At 59.9% G+C, this 18213-nt stretch carries 15 protein-coding genes and 2 pseudogenes; 14 read left to right on the top strand and 3 right to left on the bottom strand.

Features of this window, described 5'->3' with window-relative positions:
* Positions 1-106: 106 nt before the first annotated feature.
* The gene (locus AB5Y97_RS04145; RefSeq protein WP_042019692.1) at positions 107-1204 is read right to left on the bottom strand and encodes a calcium:proton antiporter; all 1098 of its coding nucleotides are present in this window, start codon (positions 1202-1204) and stop codon (positions 107-109) included.
* A 274-nt stretch (positions 1205-1478) separates the two neighbouring features.
* On the opposite strand from AB5Y97_RS04145, the gene AB5Y97_RS04140 reads away from it, so the two are divergent.
* On the top strand, positions 1479-2129 hold the full coding sequence (locus AB5Y97_RS04140) for a methyltransferase (RefSeq protein ID WP_098971056.1): 651 nt from the start codon (positions 1479-1481) through the stop codon (positions 2127-2129).
* On the opposite strand, the gene AB5Y97_RS04135 is transcribed toward AB5Y97_RS04140, so the two are convergent.
* Positions 2126-3652 (bottom strand): EAL domain-containing protein, encoded by a 1527-nt coding sequence (locus AB5Y97_RS04135; protein ID WP_368157272.1) that lies wholly within the window; start codon positions 3650-3652, stop codon positions 2126-2128. The two genes, AB5Y97_RS04140 and AB5Y97_RS04135, sit on opposite strands and share 4 nt — an antisense overlap.
* A 503-nt stretch (positions 3653-4155) precedes the next feature.
* Here AB5Y97_RS04135 and AB5Y97_RS04130 point away from each other — a divergent pair.
* Complete coding sequence (locus AB5Y97_RS04130) at positions 4156-6084, top strand: EAL domain-containing protein (protein ID WP_368157271.1); 1929 nt, start codon at positions 4156-4158, stop codon at positions 6082-6084.
* Positions 6085-6160: 76 nt separating this feature from the next.
* Here the strand turns inward: AB5Y97_RS04130 and AB5Y97_RS04125 are convergent, their stop codons facing one another.
* A complete protein-coding gene (locus AB5Y97_RS04125; protein WP_368157270.1) occupies positions 6161-7084 on the bottom strand; it encodes a 1-aminocyclopropane-1-carboxylate deaminase/D-cysteine desulfhydrase in 924 nt (307 codons plus the stop codon).
* 87 nt (positions 7085-7171) lie between these two features.
* Between AB5Y97_RS04125 and AB5Y97_RS04120 the strand changes: the two genes are divergently transcribed.
* From AB5Y97_RS04120 to AB5Y97_RS04065, 12 genes and pseudogenes are all read left to right on the top strand, one after another.
* Positions 7172-8035, top strand: a complete 864-nt coding sequence (locus AB5Y97_RS04120; protein WP_047434655.1) for a hypothetical protein — start codon at positions 7172-7174, stop codon at positions 8033-8035.
* The gene (locus tag AB5Y97_RS04115; protein ID WP_005348605.1) at positions 8035-8628 is read left to right on the top strand and encodes a PilN domain-containing protein; all 594 of its coding nucleotides are present in this window, start codon (positions 8035-8037) and stop codon (positions 8626-8628) included. The genes AB5Y97_RS04120 and AB5Y97_RS04115 overlap by 1 nt, the downstream gene beginning before the upstream one ends.
* Entirely contained in the window at positions 8628-9275 is a 648-nt protein-coding gene (locus tag AB5Y97_RS04110; RefSeq protein WP_201975173.1) for an MSHA biogenesis protein MshJ, read from the top strand. Before AB5Y97_RS04115 ends, AB5Y97_RS04110 begins: the two co-directional genes overlap by 1 nt.
* Positions 9268-9597, top strand: a complete 330-nt coding sequence (locus tag AB5Y97_RS04105) for an MSHA biogenesis protein MshK (RefSeq protein WP_139740302.1) — start codon at positions 9268-9270, stop codon at positions 9595-9597. The genes AB5Y97_RS04110 and AB5Y97_RS04105 overlap by 8 nt, the downstream gene beginning before the upstream one ends.
* A gap of 70 nt (positions 9598-9667) precedes the next feature.
* Positions 9668-11338 (top strand): annotated as a pseudogene (mshL, locus tag AB5Y97_RS04100) (pilus (MSHA type) biogenesis protein MshL).
* 92 nt (positions 11339-11430) lie between these two features.
* A complete protein-coding gene (gene mshM / locus AB5Y97_RS04095) occupies positions 11431-12321 on the top strand; it encodes an MSHA fimbrial biogenesis protein MshM (protein WP_123173925.1) in 891 nt (296 codons plus the stop codon).
* Positions 12318-13412: a tetratricopeptide repeat protein gene (locus AB5Y97_RS04090; protein WP_164461889.1), complete on the top strand. Its 1095-nt coding sequence runs from the start codon at positions 12318-12320 to the stop codon at positions 13410-13412. Before mshM ends, AB5Y97_RS04090 begins: the two co-directional genes overlap by 4 nt.
* A 74-nt stretch (positions 13413-13486) precedes the next feature.
* Positions 13487-15196, top strand: a complete 1710-nt coding sequence (gene mshE, locus AB5Y97_RS04085) for an MSHA fimbrial ATPase MshE (protein WP_005340025.1) — start codon at positions 13487-13489, stop codon at positions 15194-15196.
* 3 nt (positions 15197-15199) lie between these two features.
* Positions 15200-16420 (top strand): type II secretion system F family protein, encoded by a 1221-nt coding sequence (locus AB5Y97_RS04080; protein WP_043826246.1) that lies wholly within the window; start codon positions 15200-15202, stop codon positions 16418-16420.
* Between the two features lie 88 nt (positions 16421-16508).
* Complete coding sequence (locus AB5Y97_RS04075) at positions 16509-16970, top strand: hypothetical protein (protein ID WP_047434675.1); 462 nt, start codon at positions 16509-16511, stop codon at positions 16968-16970.
* A 77-nt stretch (positions 16971-17047) separates the two neighbouring features.
* Positions 17048-17719 (top strand): type II secretion system protein, encoded by a 672-nt coding sequence (locus tag AB5Y97_RS04070; RefSeq protein WP_368157269.1) that lies wholly within the window; start codon positions 17048-17050, stop codon positions 17717-17719.
* Positions 17720-17733: 14 nt separating this feature from the next.
* Positions 17734-18208: pseudogene (locus tag AB5Y97_RS04065) on the top strand (prepilin-type N-terminal cleavage/methylation domain-containing protein).
* The last annotated feature ends 5 nt before the right edge of the window (positions 18209-18213 follow it).

The raw sequence follows: 18213 nt of genomic DNA, 5'->3' as shown, positions 1-18213 counted from the left end.
GGATGAGGGGGAAGCCGCTTCACTGGCGCCGGTGAGATCCGGGAGCAGATGACAAAAGACCGCCCAATCGGGCGGTCTTTTCGTTTCTGGCGTTGGCTAAACGCGGTTATTCGTGTTCGAACATCAGGAACAGATAGACCACGAACAACACCAGATGGGTCGCACCATGGAGCACATTGGTGCGGCCACTGCTGAAGGTCACTTTACAGACCATGAGAGTGGTGACCAGCAGCACCATATCGGCGGCCGAGAGCCCGAGGCGCACCTCTTGCCCCATGATGGCGCCGATAAGAAGTACCGCCGGTACTGTGAGGGCAATGGTAGCCAGCACAGAGCCGAAGTAGAGGTTCATCGCCCGCTGCAGCTGGTTGTTGAAGGCGGCCTTGATGGCACCGACCGCTTCGGGCGCCAGCACGATACAGGCCACGATAAAACCACCCAGTGCTGCAGGGGCCTGCATCACATGTACCCCGTAGTTGATGGGGATGGCCAGCGTCTTGGCCAGCAGGATCACCACCACCAGATAAACGAGTAGCAGCAGGGTGTGATAGACGTTGCTCTGCAGCGGGCCGTGGTGCTCTTCGTAATCCTCGTGATCACTGTCGACGAAGAAGTGGCTGTGGCTGCGGGTCTGGATCAGCAAAAAGACCCCGTAGAGCAGGACTGAAATGATGATCAGCATCCATGACATGGGGCTCGACATGCTGCCGACCGTGCCGCCCCGGGTGAAGTTGGGCAGCACCAGACAGAGCAGCGCCAGCGGGATGATGGCCACCAGATAGGATTTGACCCCGTCCAGATTGAAGCTCTGGGTGTGGTAGCGCCAGCCGCCAAACAGCAGGGTGAAGCCCACCAGCCCGGTGCTCACCAGCATCACCACCGCAAACATGGTATCGCGGGCCATGGTGGGGTTGGGCTCGCCGGTCAGCATCACCGAGGAGATCATCACTACCTCCAGCGAAATGACCGACAGGGTGAGGATCAGGGTGCCGAAGGGTTCGCCCAGCTTGATGGCGAGGGCGTCGGAGTGGCGCACCACCGAGAAGATGGCCCAGGTAACGACGGCCAGCAGAGCCAGCGAGACCGGAAGATAAATCGCGAGCGGAGTTGTCTCTGTCAGCAGGTCGCTGCCCAGGGTCTTGAAAAAGAGCAGGGTCAGCAGGCCAACGGGCAGGGCAATCTCTTGCCGGATAAATGTCTTCATAGGCAATGGTTCTCTTCTGGGGGTCTGAGCGACCGGATGACATAAACAGGCTGCGTAGTTATCGGTTGCGCGATAACCAGCCCCTTATGATAAAGGCAGTGACCCCCATCCGGGCAGATCATTTTGTTGCGGAATGTAAATGAGCGGTTGAAGGGGTTGGGTCGCTCTCCCCGATAGGGATAGGTATCGGGCCCGTGCAGGGGTAGCATGGCGAGGTAGCGGTCGTTGCGGCAATCCTGCCGCTGTGGCTGCTATCCCCGCGATAAGGGTGCTTATGTCAGCGGTTCGTCTGCGTTACCACACCATCGAATTTGGTGAGCTGGATATCCATCTGCGCACATTGCGCGACAATCAGCAGTTCTCCGACGATGGGGGCGAGGCAGAGGCACTCGGCATCTCCTCGGCCTTCTGGCCGCTGTTCGGGATTGTCTGGGACTCTGGCCGGGTGCTGGCCAGCCAGATGGTGTGTCAGGAGGTGACAGGACTGCGGATTCTGGAGGTGGGCTGCGGCATTGGATTGGCCAGTCTGGTGCTCAACCATCGTCATGCCGACATCACGGCCACCGACTATCACCCCGAGGCGGGCGCTTTTCTGGCCCGGAATGTGTTGCTCAATCAGGGGGCCGAGATCCCCTTCATCCGTACCGGTTGGGCTGATGCCGCCACCGATCTGGGTCGTTTCGATCTGATCATCGGCAGCGACTTGCTCTATGAGCGCGGCCATGTGGAGATGCTGGCGGCCTTTATCGAGCAGCATGCCAACTCAAGCTGCAAAGTGATCCTGGTGGATCCGGGGCGCGGTCAGCAGGGGCGCTTTACCCGGCTGATGGCCGGGCTGGGCTACCGGCACAGCCAGCACCAGCCTGATGATGTCGAGCAGCTTGCCCAGCCGTTTCGCGGTCAGATCCTGCAATATCTGCGCTAGCTGGCCTCGCGGTATTGCTGCTGCCACTCCTGTTGCCAGCTGGGCAACATCTTGAAAGGCATGGGCTTGCCGAAGAAGTAGCCCTGGATCAGATAGACGCCGTGCTGGCTCAGATAGTCGACTTGCAGCTGGCTCTCGACCCCTTCGGCGATCATCTCCATGCCGGACTCCCGACCAAAGACGATGATGGCATCCAGCACGCTGCGCTTGAGGTCGTTGGTGCCTATGGTATCGACGAACATCTTGTCGATCTTGATCTGGCGGATCCCCAGGCTCTGCAGGTAGGCAAAGCCGCCGTAACCGGTACCGAAATCATCTAGCTTGAAGTGATAGCCCATCTGCTGCAGCAGGGTGATCTCGTCGGTAGCCGCCTTGATGTCGTGGATCGGTTTGCGTTCGGTCAGCTCAAAGGTGAGCTGGTCAGGGGAGGGGTTATGGTGTTTTGCCAGCAGCTGGCGCAGTAGTGGTTGTTCGATATGGGTGGCGACCAGATTGACGCTGACCCACTGCTCCGGCGCCAGCAGCGGCAGGTCGCTGATCACCTGCTCCAGCAACTGCTCGGTCATCGGCAGGATCAGCCCCTGTTCCTCTGCATAGTCAATAAAGGAACCCGGAGGAATTAACTCGTTTCCACGTTGCCAGCGCAGCAGGGCCTCAAAGCCAACAACCTGGCGAGTTTGGCTATTCACCACTGGTTGGTAAAAAGGCACAAATTCCCGCTTGGCTAGCCCCGTTTGCAGTAGCCCCTTGAGGGAGCGCCGATAGTTGCGCAGTAGCCAGTACGCGGCACTGAGCAGGGTGCCTAGCACTATGCCGGACCAGAGGCCGTAGTGATTGAGCTGGTCATGGGCATATTGCTCCAGCGCCTTTCCCGCCCAGACTGTCTGTCTGGTGAGCTCGCTCGGATCGTAGAAACTCAGGCTGCGGCTGCCCTCTTCGTGCTTGATGGCCTTGTCGCCACGGGGAAAGTTGATGGTCTTTGCATTGGGAGCCTGCCGGCTGAACTCCAGATAGAAGCAGTTGGCACAAGGGCCTTTTAGCTTCGAGTGACCCCAGCTGTTGTCCAGCACCCAGTAGGCGAGGTTGCCGCCGGATTGGTAGTAGACCACCAGCTCCTGCTCGGTATTGAATTTGGCCACAGTGGCAGTAATCCCCAGTTTTCCGTACTTCTGCCCGTTGTTTTGGGCATCTTTGAGCATCGTAATCCCCACTCCCAGACTGGAGCAGCTGGTACCGGAGGCGAGCTCCAGCCCCTGCAAACGGATATGGGTGCGGTAGAACCGGGGATCGCGCAGCAGCATCATGTCCTTGGCACCACAGTCGAATTTAAACTGTGCCAGCTGCTTGCTGATGTCTTCATTCAGATCTTTGTGGCGTTCTGCCATAGCCCCCTTGATCTCGGAGACTTTCTGCTCCAGCAGGTGATAGGCCATCGGTTTGGCAAACCACAGGCCGAGCGACTGGCTACCCACGATAGGCAGGGCGAACAGCAACAGAGAGATCCAGACGGGAGATATGCGCAAAGGGAGTACCTGCCAGTTTCATAAGACACAGTTGGAGATTGTCATCATAATGGATTAGTACAATCAATTTGAATCAGAGTTATCAAACTGATTGGATGGCCTGTTATTTATTTGATTTGTAATGATTTTTATTATTTTCACGCAAGATTCAATCGCTGACCTGTCATAAATGACAATTGCTCAGCTTATCCGAACTGCATTAGAGTAGCCCTGCGGTTTGACTCACCGTGTGTTCAATACTCCTGTATCTGTTTTTTGTCAGTAGCACAGAGTGTTAGTTTTGATATGAGTGTTCCTTTTGGTCCCCTTTGAGGGACCATTTTTCTGTCTGTCATCCCGCCCTTTCCCGCGTCTGTAGCCCGTCATCCTTGGTATTCTCCCTCTGCTTTGGGTTATGCTTGCCCGCTTAAATTGCAGAAGCGGGATCTTCATCCATAGCTGCGGTGCTGACGTCGCTGCTAGCATGAGGTCACATGGATGGTACCGGGCATACGGAAAGGTGCATGAAACTCACTACACAGCTTGTCTCATTTATCACCCTTTGCGTGATCGCAGCCATGGTGACCGTGCTGATTGGCGGGGTGTTCAGCTTTCGCGAGCTGGGCATGGAGTTGCAGCAAAAGAAGGTCGATGCACTGGTCGAAGTGATCGACAAGCAGCTCGATGTTGCTCACGACATGGAAGATATGAGTCACTGGCTGCCCACCCTGCTACGGGCTGCCCATGTGGTGGAGCTGGAGGTTCGTCAGAACGACCAGCGGGTCTACTGGTTCCGCAACGTGCAGGATGTGGTCGATGAACAGCTGCTGCAGCCATACAACCGGCCGTTGCCCCACCAGGCTGACATGCAGGCCAATTTCAAGCTGGAGCGCCCCTTCAAGGAGGCGGAGTACTCCATCAAGGCGATGTCCGGCATCTCGTTCGGCGTCTTTATCGTGGTGTTCGGTCTCTGGTACTCCATTCGCTGGCTGCGCCAGCAGTTGCGCGGTGCCGAGCTGTTGAGCATTCGCGCCCAGCTGATCCTCGATGACAAACTCTCCAAGCTGAATCATGACCCCGCCGAAGAGTGGCCGGTGGCCGCCAGTCAGGCTCTCGACCACCTGCTCGCCGAGCTGGCGGATGCTCGCAAGGAGCGCAGCCGCTTCGACAACTTCATTCGCAGTAACGCCTTCGTCGACAAGATGACCGGCATCGGCAACCGGCTGTTTTTCGACAACCGGCTGGAGAGTGCCATCATGGAGGCGAGCGTGATGAGCGGCGGCGTGCTGCTGATCGATCTCGCCTGTCTGGAGGAGCTGGAGGCCGATCAGTTCGAGCTGCTGGGGCATGATTTGATGATGGAGGCGAGCGCCACCATAGGTGCCTTCGTGCGCAAACACAACGGTGCCCTGCAGGCCCGCTATGCCGGTCAGGTTTTTGCGGTGTTGCTGCCCAATATGTCCGAGAGCGAGATGGTGGATAGCGCCAGCCAGCTGCTCAAGAGCCTGCAACGGCTGCATTGGCCGCAGGAGGTCAATCCGGAGACTGCGGTCTATCTCGGCGCCGTCTGTTATCAGGCACAAGACAGCCTGCTCAAGGTGCAGGAGGAGGCGGAGCTGGCCCTCAAGAGCGCCCGTCTGCAAGGGCACAACGGCTGGTTCCTCTACGAGAAGCAGCTGGATGAGGAGCAGAGCAGCAAGGGCACGGTACGTTGGCGCACCCTGATCAGCCGCCGTCTCGAAGAGCACGGCATCGAATTTTACACCCAGCCGATCCAGCAGGATCGGGGGCAGGTGGTGTTGCAGCAGGAGCTGCTCACCTATCTGCACGACGAGCAGGGACGGGCTTTGCAGGCGGGGATCTTCATGCCGATGGCGGAGAAGGTGGGCCTGTTACTGCAACTGGATCGGCTGGTGGCGGAGCAGACCCTAGCCCTGCTGCGCCAGCGTTCCGAGCAGAGCTGCCCCATCAGCCTGACCCTCAGTGCCCAGAGCCTGCTCAACCGCGAGTTCCAGCGCTGGCTCTTCTTCGCCCTGTTCCAGCTGCCGCGCAGCACCAACGAGCGGCTGATCCTGCAACTCTCGGAATCCCAAGTGACCCGCCACTTCGAGGCGCTCAAGCGGCCGCTGCGCTCTTTGCGGATGCTGGGTTGCCAGCTGGCCATCGATCATGCCGGTCAGGATGTGGTGAGCACCCAGTACATCAAGGAGTTCGAGATCAACTTCCTCAAGCTGCACCCCAGCCTGGTGCGGGAGATCCATGCCCGTCAGGTCAACCAGATGGCGGTACGCAGTCTGGTTGGGGGTTGTGCCAATACCCGCACCCGGGTGCTGGCAGTGGGGGTGGAGAGTGGCGATGAGTGGAAGATGCTGCGCCACCTCGGGGTGCATGCCGGGCAGGGGCCCTGGTTTGCCGAGCCCCAGCGGCTGGTGCTGGAACCGGCTGGTGATTGAGATAAACAAGAGAGGGTCGCCTTGGGGCGACCCTCTCTTGTTTGCGATGCTGTTTGCGGTTGCCGTCAGGCGGGGCTCACAGTCGCCCCAGCTCCCGCAGCCCGGCGAGCCCTTGCATGCCGCCAGTGTGGATAAAGACGATTTTGCTGCCGGGGGCGATACGGCCCGCCGCCAGTTCGCGAAACAGACCCCGCATTGCCTTGCCGCTATAGATGGGTTCAAGGGGCAGATCGGTTGTGGCGCTGAAATCCTGCACCCACTGCCAGAGGGTCGGGCTGAACTTGGCATAGCCACCATCGTGGTGATCGAGCGCGATGCGCCAGCCGGGGATATGGGCCGCCGCGGGATGGAGGCGACACACCTCGTCAGCGATAAAGCCGCCTCCTTTCAGTACCGCAATGGCGAGGATCTGCTCCCGATACCGTTTGCCAGCGATCAGGCCCGCCAGAGTGCCGCCGCTGGCGCAGGGCAGTACCCAGAGATCCGGCGAGAAGGGCACTTCGCCGACCAGTTCCGCCACCCCGGGGATGGCCAGCGGGCTGCTACCCCCTTCCGGCACGATCAGGGTGTCGGGGGCATCGAATTGGGCCAGCCAGTCGGGATCCTGCCGTCGCCGGTAACTCTGGCGGTCGACAAAAACGAGATCCATGCCCCAGTGCCGGGCATCCCGCAGGGTAGAGTTACTGACGGCGTCATATTCGCCCCGTATGATACCGGTAGTACGAAGACCAGATTGGCACCCCGCTGCCGCCAGCGCGTGGATATGATTGGAGTAGGCGCCGCCAAACGAGAGCAGATGCCGTTTGCCGTGCTCTTTGGCATGCAGCAGGTGGTACTTGAGCTTGCGCCACTTGTTGCCGGAGATGGCCGGATGGATCAGATCATCCCGCTTGCACCACAGCTCGACGCCATAGCGGGTCAGCAACGGATGGTGGAGGCGTTGCAGGGGAGAAGGGAGGATGGCTTGACCCTCTGACTCGGCGGAAAGGTTGGCTTGCAATAGTGAGTCCGTCTTTTAATCTGGAGGCTAATCTGCTGTTTATGTTAATATTTCATACATTTAATCACTATTGATGGGCGGGCTTACATGAAACAACTGTTCAGACGGTCGACGCCAAGCCGCCAGGTCGGGCTCTTGCTGGCCAATGACAGGATCATGCTGGCTGCGGTGGGGAATCCCCCCGTCTTCGCAACGCGCACCATCAACGGCCCACAGGAGTGGGCAGTGGCCATGAACGAGCTGTTCAGCCGTCATGGGCTGGCCAAGTCTACGGTGCGGGTGGCCCTCGCCGCCAGCCTTTATCAACAGATCCAGATCGACAAGCCTGCCGTGCCTGACGCCGAGATGGCGGGGGCGCTCCCCTGGGCTATCAAGGATTATGTCAGCGAACCCGTGCTGCAACTGGCGATGGATTATGTGGACTTGCCCACCCCGCCTGCCGGTCGCCCGCGCATCAATGTGATCTGCTTGCCCAAGAGCCGGGTGCAGCAGCTGGCCGATGCCATCAACGGCATCGCGACCCTGCAATCCATCATCAGTGACGAATTGGCGCTGACCTCTCTCTATGACGCTGACGAGACGGTGCGCATGCTGCTGTGGCAGCCCAAGGGGCAGGATCTGCAACTGCTGGTCTTCCATCAGGGCGGGCTCTGCTTCTCCCGCCAGCTGCGCGGTTTTACCAGCCTGACTGGCGAACATGAGCCGGACAGCATGCTGCTCGATTCACTGGCGCTGGAGATCCAGCGCTCCCTCGACTATCTGGCGGGCCAGCTGAAATTGCCCGAGCTGGGGCAGATGCAGTTCGCCGTCGCCTCGCCCTTTATCGGTACCCTGGTGCGCCACATGGAGCAGACCTTCGGCTTTGCCGTCTCCGCCATGGCCAACAAGGCGATCCTGGCCGGCGTCGAATACCTCTCGGCCTACGCAGCCGCCATCGGGGAGGATGCGTGATGAAACGTCAGATAAACCTCTATGGCGCCGAGTTTCGTCCCAAGCGGCAGTGGGCCAGCCTCAATCAGATGGCGCTGGTATGGGGCTTTGCGCTGCTGCTGATCCTGTTGACGGGGGTCGGTTACAGCTGGCAGCAGCAGCAGGTCAGCCGGGCGCTGGCGCAGCGCTCTGCCGAGCTGGAACTCAAGCGAAGCGAGGCGCAGCGGCTCGATGCCGAGCTGGCGCGCCATCAGGCAGATCCCAGGCTGCAACAGCAACTGGTCAACAAGCAGGATGAGCTGACGGCCAAGCAGGGGCTGATGCGCCAATTGGGCAGCTTGACCCTGCAAAAATCCCAGGGCTATGCCAGCGTGATGGCGGATCTCTCCCGCATTCGCAACAGCAACCTCTCGTTGCAGCGCATCGAGATCAACGAAGGGCGGATCAACCTCTCCGGCTTTGCCGGACGCAGTCAGGATGTGCCGGCCTGGGTCAACCGCTTCAAGCAGACCCCGAGTCTGGTGGGCAAGGAGTTTGGTGAACTGACCCTCGGCCGTGACAAGGAGGGGCGTCTGACCTTCCAGTTGAGCGGCATTGCGCGGGAGAAACCCTGATGAACCTGAAAACACAATGGCAGGCATGGGGCCAGCGTATCGCCGTGTTGAGCCAGCGGGAGCGGGTGTTGATCCTGTTGACTGGTCTGGTGCTGCTGGGCGCGGCCGGACTCTACGGCTGGCTCGATGGCGCCGATACCCGCCTGCAGCAGGATCGCATGGCCCTGAGCACCGCCGAGCGTGACCTCGAGATCATGGAGCTGGAAAACCTCGGCAAACAGGCACGGCTCAAGCGGGATCCCAATCAGGGAGTTCGTGACCAGCTGGCGCAAGTCGAGGCGGATCTGGCCCGGATCGACGATGAGCTGAAGGCCCAGACCGTCGATCTGATCCCGGCGCACGAGATGCCGCTGGTGCTGGAGGCGCTGCTCTCCCGCTCCGCCAACCTTCACATGCTGGCTCTCAGTTCGCTGGAGCCGACCCCGCTGATGGCAGGAGAGCAGAAGGTCAATCTCTACAAGCATGGTATCCGGCTTCAGCTTGAAGGCGGCTATTTCGATGTGTATCAATATCTTAAAGCGCTGGAAGCCTTGCCGCGTCACTTCTACTGGAAGCAGTTCGACTATCAGGTCAAAGCCTATCCCGGCGCGGTGGTGGAGATGGAGATCTACACCCTGAGTACCAGCAAGGAGTTTATCCGTGGCTAGAGTATTTGCGTTGTGCTGTTGCCTGTTCAGCTTGCTGGCACAGGCGGAGCAGGTCGAGGTATTGCAGGATCCCACCGCGCCGCTGGCAGATGTGGCGGTTGGCGCCCGTGCGACCGGCGAGAGCAATGCCGGTTTGCCGAAGCTGCAGAGTGTCGTGCTGGGCAATGGCCCGGCACTGGCGGTACTTAATGGCAAGAGTTATCGGGTCGGGCAACAGGTGGACGGCTATACGCTGGTGGCCATCAATGCCGATGCCGTGGTGCTGGAAAAGGCGGGAAAACGCCATGCGGTAACACTGTTTGCCAGCAAGATCCGGGTTTGAGTCGTGCTTGCCTCTCGAGAGGTGAATCGGCTTTATCGAGTTTAATTGCAAGTCAGGGTGCCCTAATTACATGAAAAAACACCGTCTCTGTCTGATCACCGTGGCCATGATGGCTGCAGGCTGTACCACGTATCAGCACCCCGAGCCGACCCAGGCGAAGGATGCTCTCAAACAGGCCATGAACGAACAGCAGAAACAGGCTGCCCCTCTGACCGCGTTGCCCAAATCGGTGCAAAGTGAATTGCTGCAGCTGAACCGGCCGCAGATGCCGGTCGGCATGCCGGAGAAGCGGCTGCGTATCGCGGCTCACGACGTGGAGGCGGTAGAGTTTTTCGGTTCCCTGTTCAAGGGCTCCCGCTACAGCGTGGCGGTTCACCCCGGGGTGGCCGGGCTGGTCTCCGTCGAGCTCAAGGATGTGACTCTGCCAGAGGTGCTGGCGGTGGTGGGCGACATGTACGGCTTCGATGTGCAGCGCAAGGGCAATGTCTTCCATATCTATCCGGCGGGTCTGCGTACCGAAACCATCCCGGTCAACTACCTGATGATGTCCCGTCGTGGTCTCTCCCGCACCTCGGTCAGCACCGGCGGGGTGACGGCCAATGACAGCAATAACAGCAGCGACAGCAGTTTTGACAGTGCATCGAACAACAACAGCACCAATAACTCCTCCAGCAACAACTCGAACGGCAACAGCAGCAATGGCACCCGTATCGAGACCGATACCAACAGCGACTACTGGACCGATCTGCGCGACTCTCTGCAGACCCTGATTGGCACGGGTGATGGTCGCGCGGTGATCACCAGCCCGCAGGCGGGTCTGGTCACCATTCGCGCCTACCCGAAAGAGCTCAAGGCAGTGCGTGAATTCCTGAATCAATCCGATAGTCACCTCAAGCGGCAGGTGGTGCTGGAGGCGCGGATCATCGAAGTTGCCCTCAACGAAGGGTATGAGCAGGGAGTGGACTGGAGCGGTCTCTCCGCCAGCTGGGATGGCAACAAGGGGATTACCGGTGGCGGTTCACTGGCCAATACCTAGTTACCCACCACCCCTAACCAGATCTTCACTGCACTGGGTGGCGGCGCCGGTTTCAAGGTCTCTGACGGCAACTTCAATGTAGCGGTCAACCTGCTCAAGACTCAGGGCGATGTGAATACCCTCTCCAGCCCCCGTGTCACCGCGACCAACAACCAGAAGGCGGTGATCAAGGTGGGGACGGACGAGTATTACGTCACCAATGCGTCCACCACCATTACCACTACCTCGACGGGCACAGACAAGACACCTAACGTGGAGCTGACCCCCTTCTTCTCCGGTATAGCTCTGGACGTAACGCCGCAGATCGATGAAGAGGGGAAGGTGCTGCTGCATATCCATCCCTCGGTTATCGATACCGAAGAGCAAAACAAGGTGATCGACATGGGTACCTCGGGTGGCAAGTTGCAACTGCCGCTCGCCAAGAGCTCGATCCGCGAATCCGATACCGTGGTGCAGGCCAATAACGGTGACATTATCGTTATCGGCGGCCTGATGAAGACCGACAAGCAGGAGATCGTCAGCAAGGTGCCGCTGCTGGGGGATATTCCCTGGGTGGGTGAAGCCTTTACCAACCGCCGCGAGAGCACCAAGAAGGTGGAGCTGGTGATCATGCTCAAACCGACCGTGGTGGAGAAAGATACCTGGCAAAATGAGCTGCAACGCTCCTCCGAGCTGCTCGACAAATGGTATCCGGCCAAGGGCTGACCCATGACACCAGATGCGGTCACCCTTATCCCGAACGGCCTGTGCTGCCTTGCCAGCACAGGCTGCTTGCTTGTCGTGGCAGGTGAGATCTCATGTACCTGACCCACTTCGGCCTGCAGGAGGCGCCGTTCAGCCTCACCCCCAATACCGGCTTCTACTACGGCCTGCCGCCTCACGAAGAGGCGCTGCAGGTGCTCAACTGGGCGCTGGCGCAGGGGGAGGGCTTTATCAAGGTGACCGGCGAGGTGGGTACCGGCAAGACCCTGCTCTGCCGCAAGCTGCTCAGCGAGCTGGGCTCGGAAGCGCGTCCGGTGCGGCTTGCCTGGTTGCCCAATCCCCACCTCACTCCGGCCGAGCTGCGCATCGCGCTGGCGCTGGAGCTGGGGTTGGCGGTACGGGATCAGAGCGAACTGGATCTGACCGATCGTATCCATCGTCACCTGATCAGTCTGCACCAGCAGGGCAGTCGGGTGGTGGTGCTGATTGACGAGGCGCAAGCGCTGCCGGACGAGACACTGGAGGCGATCCGCCTGTTCGGCAATCTCGAGACCGAATCGAGCAAGCTGCTGCAGATCGTGCTGTTCGGCCAGCCGGAGCTGGATGCCAGACTGGCCAAGCCGCATCTGCGCCAACTGCGCCAGCGGATTGGCTTCTCCTACTGCCTGCGGCCGCTACGTTTTGACGAGACTCGCGCCTATCTGGAGCACAGATTGCAGGTCTCCGGTTACCGCGGGGCACCGCTGTTTGCAGGTCGCGCCATGCGTCTGTTGTGGCGGGCATCGCGAGGGATCCCGAGACTGATCAATATCCTGGCGCAGAAGTGTCTGATGCTGGCCTATGGTCAGGGGGTGCGCCAGATCGACAGTCGTCTGGTCCGGCTTGCCATTCGCGATACCGACGATGCCCGCCGCTTTGCGCCACGGCGCTGGTGGCCCCTGTTACTGTTGCTGGGGTGCGTCCTGGCTTATGGAGTCTGGCCATGAGCGTCATCAACCAGATGCTGAAAGATCTGGAGCAGCGTCAGCAAGGATCCGATGGCGCTGCCGTCTATATTGCCCCTGTGCGTCAGCAGGGATGGTGGATGTTGCTGCTGACCCTGATCTGCGGTCTGGCACTGGGGATCCTCGGTTGGCGAACCTGGATCTACTGGCAGCAGACCCATACCGTGACGGCTGCCAGTGAAGTGATCGCCCCCGATGCGGTGACTCCCGATGTTGTGGCAAGGGCCGCCGCGCCAGTCAGCCCGCCCGAGCCGGTCGAGGTGGCGGCCGCGCTGCCGTTGCCAAGTCAGGACGAGGTGAATGATGAGGCAGGCGAGAGTGACTCGGATGGCATGGCCGACGGTGCGCCCTTTGATGCCTCCAGCGATGTTGACGAGACGGAGCCGACCGATGAAGAGCTGCAGCCCGAGCTTTACGCCGAACTGGCGGCAGAGCAGCAGGCAGTCGCCAGCGCGCCGCGCAAACCGAGCGTATTGAAGATCGAGACGGTGGAGCTGTCGGCCAAGGAGCTGGCGGCACTGGCGGAGCGCAAGGCGACTACCGCCATGGCCAAGGGAAGCCTGCGGGATGCGCAGGACAACTACTATCAGGTGCTGGCCCACGATCCCTACAATCAGGGGGCGCGCGAGCAGCTGGCGGGGCTGCTCTACGGCGAGGGCCGTCTGACCGAGGCGCGTCAGCTGCTGGAAGAGGGGATCCGGCTCGATCCCCAACAGGCCGATTTTCGTCTGCTGCTGGCCCGCCTTGCCATCAGCGAGGGGCAACAGCAGCAGGCGCTTGGCTGGTTGTCCGGTTATCAGCCGGATCTCGCCAGCAACATGGACTATTACGCGACCTGGGCCGGGCTGACTCAGGAGCTGGGCCAGAATGCCGATGCGGCGGCGCTCTATGTGAAGCTGCTGCGTCAGCAGCCGGATCAGGGCCGCTGGTGGCTTGGCCTCGGCGTGGCCGAGGATGGTCAGGGTCACAGCCAGCGGGCGCTAGATGCCTATCGCAACGCCTTGCTGCACGGCAACCTCGGCGAGGCGTCGACCAACTGGCTGGAACAACGAATTGGCCAACTAACCCCTTGATAAACAGCAGGCTCGATTAGCAAAGCCTAATCGGATGCGGCAACGGGTGTGAAGTAACAGAGATCGGAGCAAACATGGCACAACCCAGACTGAAAATGCGCCTCGGCGACCTGCTGGTACAAGAGCAGATCATCTCTGATGATCAGCTGCAGCTTGCCCTGCAGCAGCAGCGTCAGACCGGCCGCAAGCTGGGCACCACTCTCATCGACCTCGGCTTTATCAGCGAGGTGCAGCTGTTGCAGTTCCTCGCCCGCCAGCTGGATGTGCCCTTCTTCGATCTCAACAACCTCACCATCGACGCCGCCGCGGTGCCGCTGCTGCCCGAAGTGCAGGCGCGCCGTTATCGGGCGCTGGCGGTCAACCTTACCGACGACAAGGTGACGGTGGCCATGTCGGATCCGGCCGATCTGAGCGCACTGGATGCCATCGCCGCCCTGCTCAGCCCGCGCATCATGGTGCTGGCGGTGGCGCGGGAAGGGCAGCTGCTGGAGTATTTCGACCGCCTCTATCGCCGGACCCGCGAGATTGAGAGTTTCGCCGAACAGCTGCAAGAGGAGTATCAGGACTCCGGCTTCGAGCTGGGCTCCAGCAATCTGGGAGCCAATGACGAGGGGGAGGCGACGGTGGCCAAGCTGCTGCGCTCCCTGTTTGAGGATGCGGTGCAGGTGGGGGCGTCGGATATTCACATCGAGCCAGACGAGAAGGTGCTGCGCATTCGCCAGCGGATCGACGGCATCCTGCACGAGAATATCCTCAACGAGGTGCGCATCGCCCAGGCGCTGGTGCTGCGTCTCAAGCTGGTGGCGGGGCTCGATATCTCCGAGAAGCGCTTGCCGCAGGATGGCCGTTTCAATATGAAGGTGCGCGGTCGCGATGTGGATGTGCGGATGTCCACCATGCCGGTGCAGTATGGCGAGTCTGTGGTGATGCGTCTGCTGGATCAATCCTCCGGCATCTTGTCGCTGACCGAGACCGGCATGCCGCCGGAGATCCTGACCCGTTTCCGTCGCCAGCTCAAACGGCCACACGGGATGATCCTGGTGACCGGCCCGACCGGTAGCGGCAAGACCACCACCCTTTATGGCGCCCTCTCCGAGCTCAACCAGTCCAGCAACAAGATCATCACGGTAGAAGACCCGGTGGAGTATCGTCTCTCCCGCGTCAATCAGGTGCAGGTCAACCCCAAGATCGGCCTCACCTTCTCCAACGTGCTGCGCTCCACCCTGCGTCAGGATCCGGACATCCTGCTGGTGGGGGAGATGCGGGACAACGAGACGGTGGAGATCGGCTTGCGTGGCGCCATCACAGGTCACCTGGTACTGACCACCCTGCACACCAACGATGCGGTGACCAGTGCCTTGCGCCTTATCGACATGGGGGCGCCCGGCTATCTGGTGGCGAGTGCCCTGCGGGCGGTGGTCGCCCAGCGGCTGGTGCGGCGGGTATGTGAGCACTGCGTTGAGGAGAAGGCGCCGGACGAAGGGCAGGCCACCTGGCTCACCGTGCTCTCCGGCGAGGCGCCTGGCCAACACACTTATCACAAGGGCCGGGGTTGCCAGAGCTGCAACTTTACCGGTTATTCCGGCCGGATCGGGGTCTACGAGCTGCTGGAGCTGGATCAGCCGATGATGGATGCCCTGCGCCGCAACGATGCGGAAGGGTTCGCCAAGGCGGCCCGTCAACATGAACACTATCGGCCGCTGGCCCTCACAGCCCTCGATTATGCCCGTCAGGGGATCACCTCGGTGGACGAGGTGCTGCGACTGGCCGAGGATTTGGGGTAAGCGATGGCTAACTTTGCTTACAAGGGGCGTGACAGCCAGGGCAACGCCACCAGTGGCGTGGTCGAAGCGGCCAACGAGATGGCGGCCGCCGAGCAGCTGATGCGCCGTGGCGTGATGCCCACCGAGCTGAAGCCGGGCAAGGCCAAATCCGCTGCCATCGACTGGTCACTGTTGCTGGAAGGGGGCGTCAAGCTGGACGAGCTGGTGATCTTCAGCCGCCAGATGTATGCCCTGACCCGGGCCGGGATCCCGATCCTGCGCGCCATCGCCGGGCTGGAGGAGAGCACTCACAGCAAGCCGCTCAAGCGGGCGCTTCACTCGCTGGGGGAAGATCTTGGCAACGGTCGCCCGCTCTCCAGCTCGATGCAGGCGCACCCCAAGGTATTCAGCAGCCTGTTTGTCGCCATCATCCATGTGGGTGAGAACACAGGTCAGCTGGAAGAGTCCTTTTTGCAGCTCGCCAACTATTTCGAGCTGGAGCTGGAGACCCGCAAGCGGATCAAGACCGCCATGCGCTACCCCAGCTTCGTGATGATCGCCATCGGTATCGCCATGGTGATCCTCAATATCATGGTGATCCCGGTGTTTGCCGGGATGTTCGCCAAATTCGGGGTGGAGTTGCCGCTGGCGACCCGCATTCTGCTCGCCACCTCGCACTTTTTTGTCCACTACTGGTGGCTGCTGCTCGCCATTCTGGCGGGGATGGTGTTCGGTTGGCGCCGCTGGGTTGCCACCACCAAGGGCAAGCTGACCTGGCACCGTTGGCAGCTCAAGTTGCCGATCGTCGGCACCATCATAGAGCGCTCCCTGCTGGCCCGTTTTGCCCGCAGTTTTTCCATGATGCTCAAGGCAGGGGTGCCGCTGAACACGGCGCTGACTCTGGTGGCCGATGCGGTGGATAACGCCTATATGGCGGGGCGAGTGCGGGATATGCGCGCCGGTATCGAGCGGGGCGAGAGCCTGCTGCGCACCGCCAGCAGCAGCGGCCTGTTCACCCCGCTGGTGATGCAGATGATCGCCGTGGGGGAGGAGACCGGTCAGGTCGATGACCTGCTGCACGAAGCGGCCGAGTATTACGAGCGGGAGGTGGATTATGACCTCAAGAGTCTCACCGCTCGGATCGAGCCGATCCTGATCGGGATCGTGGCGGTGATGGTGCTGATCCTGGCGCTGGGTATCTTCACCCCCATGTGGGACATGATGCGTGCAGTTCGCGGCAAGTAATCTTGCTGGAACTGGATATCTTCACGCCTGAGTGGTGGGACATGATGCGAGCCGTAAGAGGCAAGTGAGCGGTGGAGTCGAGGGCTGGATGAACAGACAGACGCAGCAAGATGATCGCTGGCTGACCGGATATCGGCGGATCGCCGTGATCATCCTGTTGATGGTGATTGTTGCTACGTTGGTGCGTAGCTATCAGGGCCACCGGGAAGAGGCGCAGCAGCTCACTCTCACCTTGCTGGGGGAGCAATTTGCCGAGCGGGCACAGCGTTTGCACGGCATTTGGCTCGATGAGCGGCGCCCGCAGACACTGCATGTCGCCGGCAAGGGGTGGCAGTTTGATGCCCGAGGGTGGCCCTTGGGGCTGGTGCCGCTGCAATCTCCTTCGGAAAATTGCCGTCAGTTGTGGTTGGCACTGATGGGTGAGACGAAGGGGGGCATGCCTCCCCTGCAGGTTCTGGCCCGCCCCGATGGCAGTGGTTGCGAGATGGGGTGGGATGGTTATTGGCTGGTTTATCAGTTTTCTGATGGGCGGGTGATGAAAAAGCCTTGAATGAAACTAATCATATGACCCAACTACATGATTTTTTTGGACCTGCATGAAATAATGTAGGGCATTACGGAGGGAGCATGACAATGAAACCAATAGCACCAACAATGCCGGAAAACGGGATGAGGAGACGGTCTGCCGGCTTCTCCCTCATTGAGCTGGTGATCGTTATCGTGATCCTGGGGATCCTGGCGGTGACTGCACTGCCGCGCTTTCTCGATGTGACTGACGAAGCGAAAAAGGCCAGCGTGGAAGGGGTCTCTGGCGGTTTTGCTACCGGCGTTTCACTGGTGCGGGCGCAATGGGAGGCGGAAGGTCGCGCCAAACAGGACGGCCTCAATACTGTGCTCTATGACGGTAGTCGCTTCTATCTGACCACTCCGACCGATACCCAGATCAGCAACGGCGAGCTGTCGCCGGGCTATCCCATGGATACCGTTGCAAGCGGTAATCCCGATGTGGATCCGGCCAATCTGACCGCCGAACGTTGTCTCAATATTTGGGAGGGGTTACTGCAAAACCCGCCCAAGGCTACGGCCAGCTTCAATGAAGTGCGCGGTAGCGGCAATGACCTGAAATTCTATGCCACAGTGAGCAGTAATGGACTGGATTCGGTCTGCCGTTACTATTTGGTCAATAGTTTGAGTAAGGGCAGTGATGGCAAGTATCAGGATCCGCAAGGCAAGACTGATGCATTTATGAGTTTCAGTTACCGTCCGGCGTCCGGTCAGGTGACCACAAATATTAATTAACAGAGGAAAGTGAAATGAAAAAACAGGCGGGTTTTACCCTGATTCGAACTGGTTATCGTGATCATCATTCTGGGTATTCTGGCGGTCACCGCTGCACCCAAGTTCCTGAATCTGCAGGATGATGCAAAAACGGCAGCAGCTAGCGGCGTATTGGCCGCCGTGCAGAGCTCTTCTCAACTGGTATACAGCAAAGCCGCGTTGGAAGGGTTGGAAACAGCCTCTTCCGGTGCTGTATCGAGCTCTGATGGCACCACTATTCAAGTTGTGTATGGTTATCCCAAGGCATCTGCAGACGGTATTGAACAAGCTGTGACTATTGATGGTTCCTGGAAAGGCGTGTCAGCTTCTTCTTCCACATTCCGTTTTGCACCAAACGATGCGAAAGAAAAGTCTGATTGTGTTCTTTACACTCAAGCCACCTCTACTACACCCGCTAAAGCGGAATTGGGTAAATTCGACGCAACCAATGCATGTGTTGTAACCCCATAATCCAT

The organism is Aeromonas sp. R10-2 (genome assembly GCF_040908445.1).
GTDB lineage: Bacteria > Pseudomonadota > Gammaproteobacteria > Enterobacterales > Aeromonadaceae > Aeromonas > Aeromonas veronii.
The sequence above is the reverse complement of the archived record's forward strand: the minus strand, read 5'-3'. Positions and strand labels throughout refer to the sequence as shown.

Excerpts from the sequence above, each read along its gene's own strand:
- AB5Y97_RS04145 (WP_042019692.1), bottom strand. The coding sequence starts at position 1,204 with ATGAAGACATTTATCCGGCAAGAGATTGCCCTGCCCGTTGGCCTGCTG.
- AB5Y97_RS04140 (WP_098971056.1), top strand. The coding sequence starts at position 1,479 with ATGTCAGCGGTTCGTCTGCGTTACCACACCATCGAATTTGGTGAGCTG.
- AB5Y97_RS04130 (WP_368157271.1), top strand. The coding sequence starts at position 4,156 with ATGAAACTCACTACACAGCTTGTCTCATTTATCACCCTTTGCGTGATC.
- AB5Y97_RS04120 (WP_047434655.1), top strand. The coding sequence starts at position 7,172 with ATGAAACAACTGTTCAGACGGTCGACGCCAAGCCGCCAGGTCGGGCTC.
- AB5Y97_RS04115 (WP_005348605.1), top strand. The coding sequence starts at position 8,035 with ATGAAACGTCAGATAAACCTCTATGGCGCCGAGTTTCGTCCCAAGCGG.
- AB5Y97_RS04110 (WP_201975173.1), top strand. The coding sequence starts at position 8,628 with ATGAACCTGAAAACACAATGGCAGGCATGGGGCCAGCGTATCGCCGTG.
- mshM (WP_123173925.1), top strand. The coding sequence starts at position 11,431 with ATGTACCTGACCCACTTCGGCCTGCAGGAGGCGCCGTTCAGCCTCACC.
- AB5Y97_RS04090 (WP_164461889.1), top strand. The coding sequence starts at position 12,318 with ATGAGCGTCATCAACCAGATGCTGAAAGATCTGGAGCAGCGTCAGCAA.
- mshE (WP_005340025.1), top strand. The coding sequence starts at position 13,487 with ATGGCACAACCCAGACTGAAAATGCGCCTCGGCGACCTGCTGGTACAA.
- AB5Y97_RS04080 (WP_043826246.1), top strand. The coding sequence starts at position 15,200 with ATGGCTAACTTTGCTTACAAGGGGCGTGACAGCCAGGGCAACGCCACC.
- AB5Y97_RS04075 (WP_047434675.1), top strand. The coding sequence starts at position 16,509 with ATGAACAGACAGACGCAGCAAGATGATCGCTGGCTGACCGGATATCGG.
- AB5Y97_RS04070 (WP_368157269.1), top strand. The coding sequence starts at position 17,048 with ATGACAATGAAACCAATAGCACCAACAATGCCGGAAAACGGGATGAGG.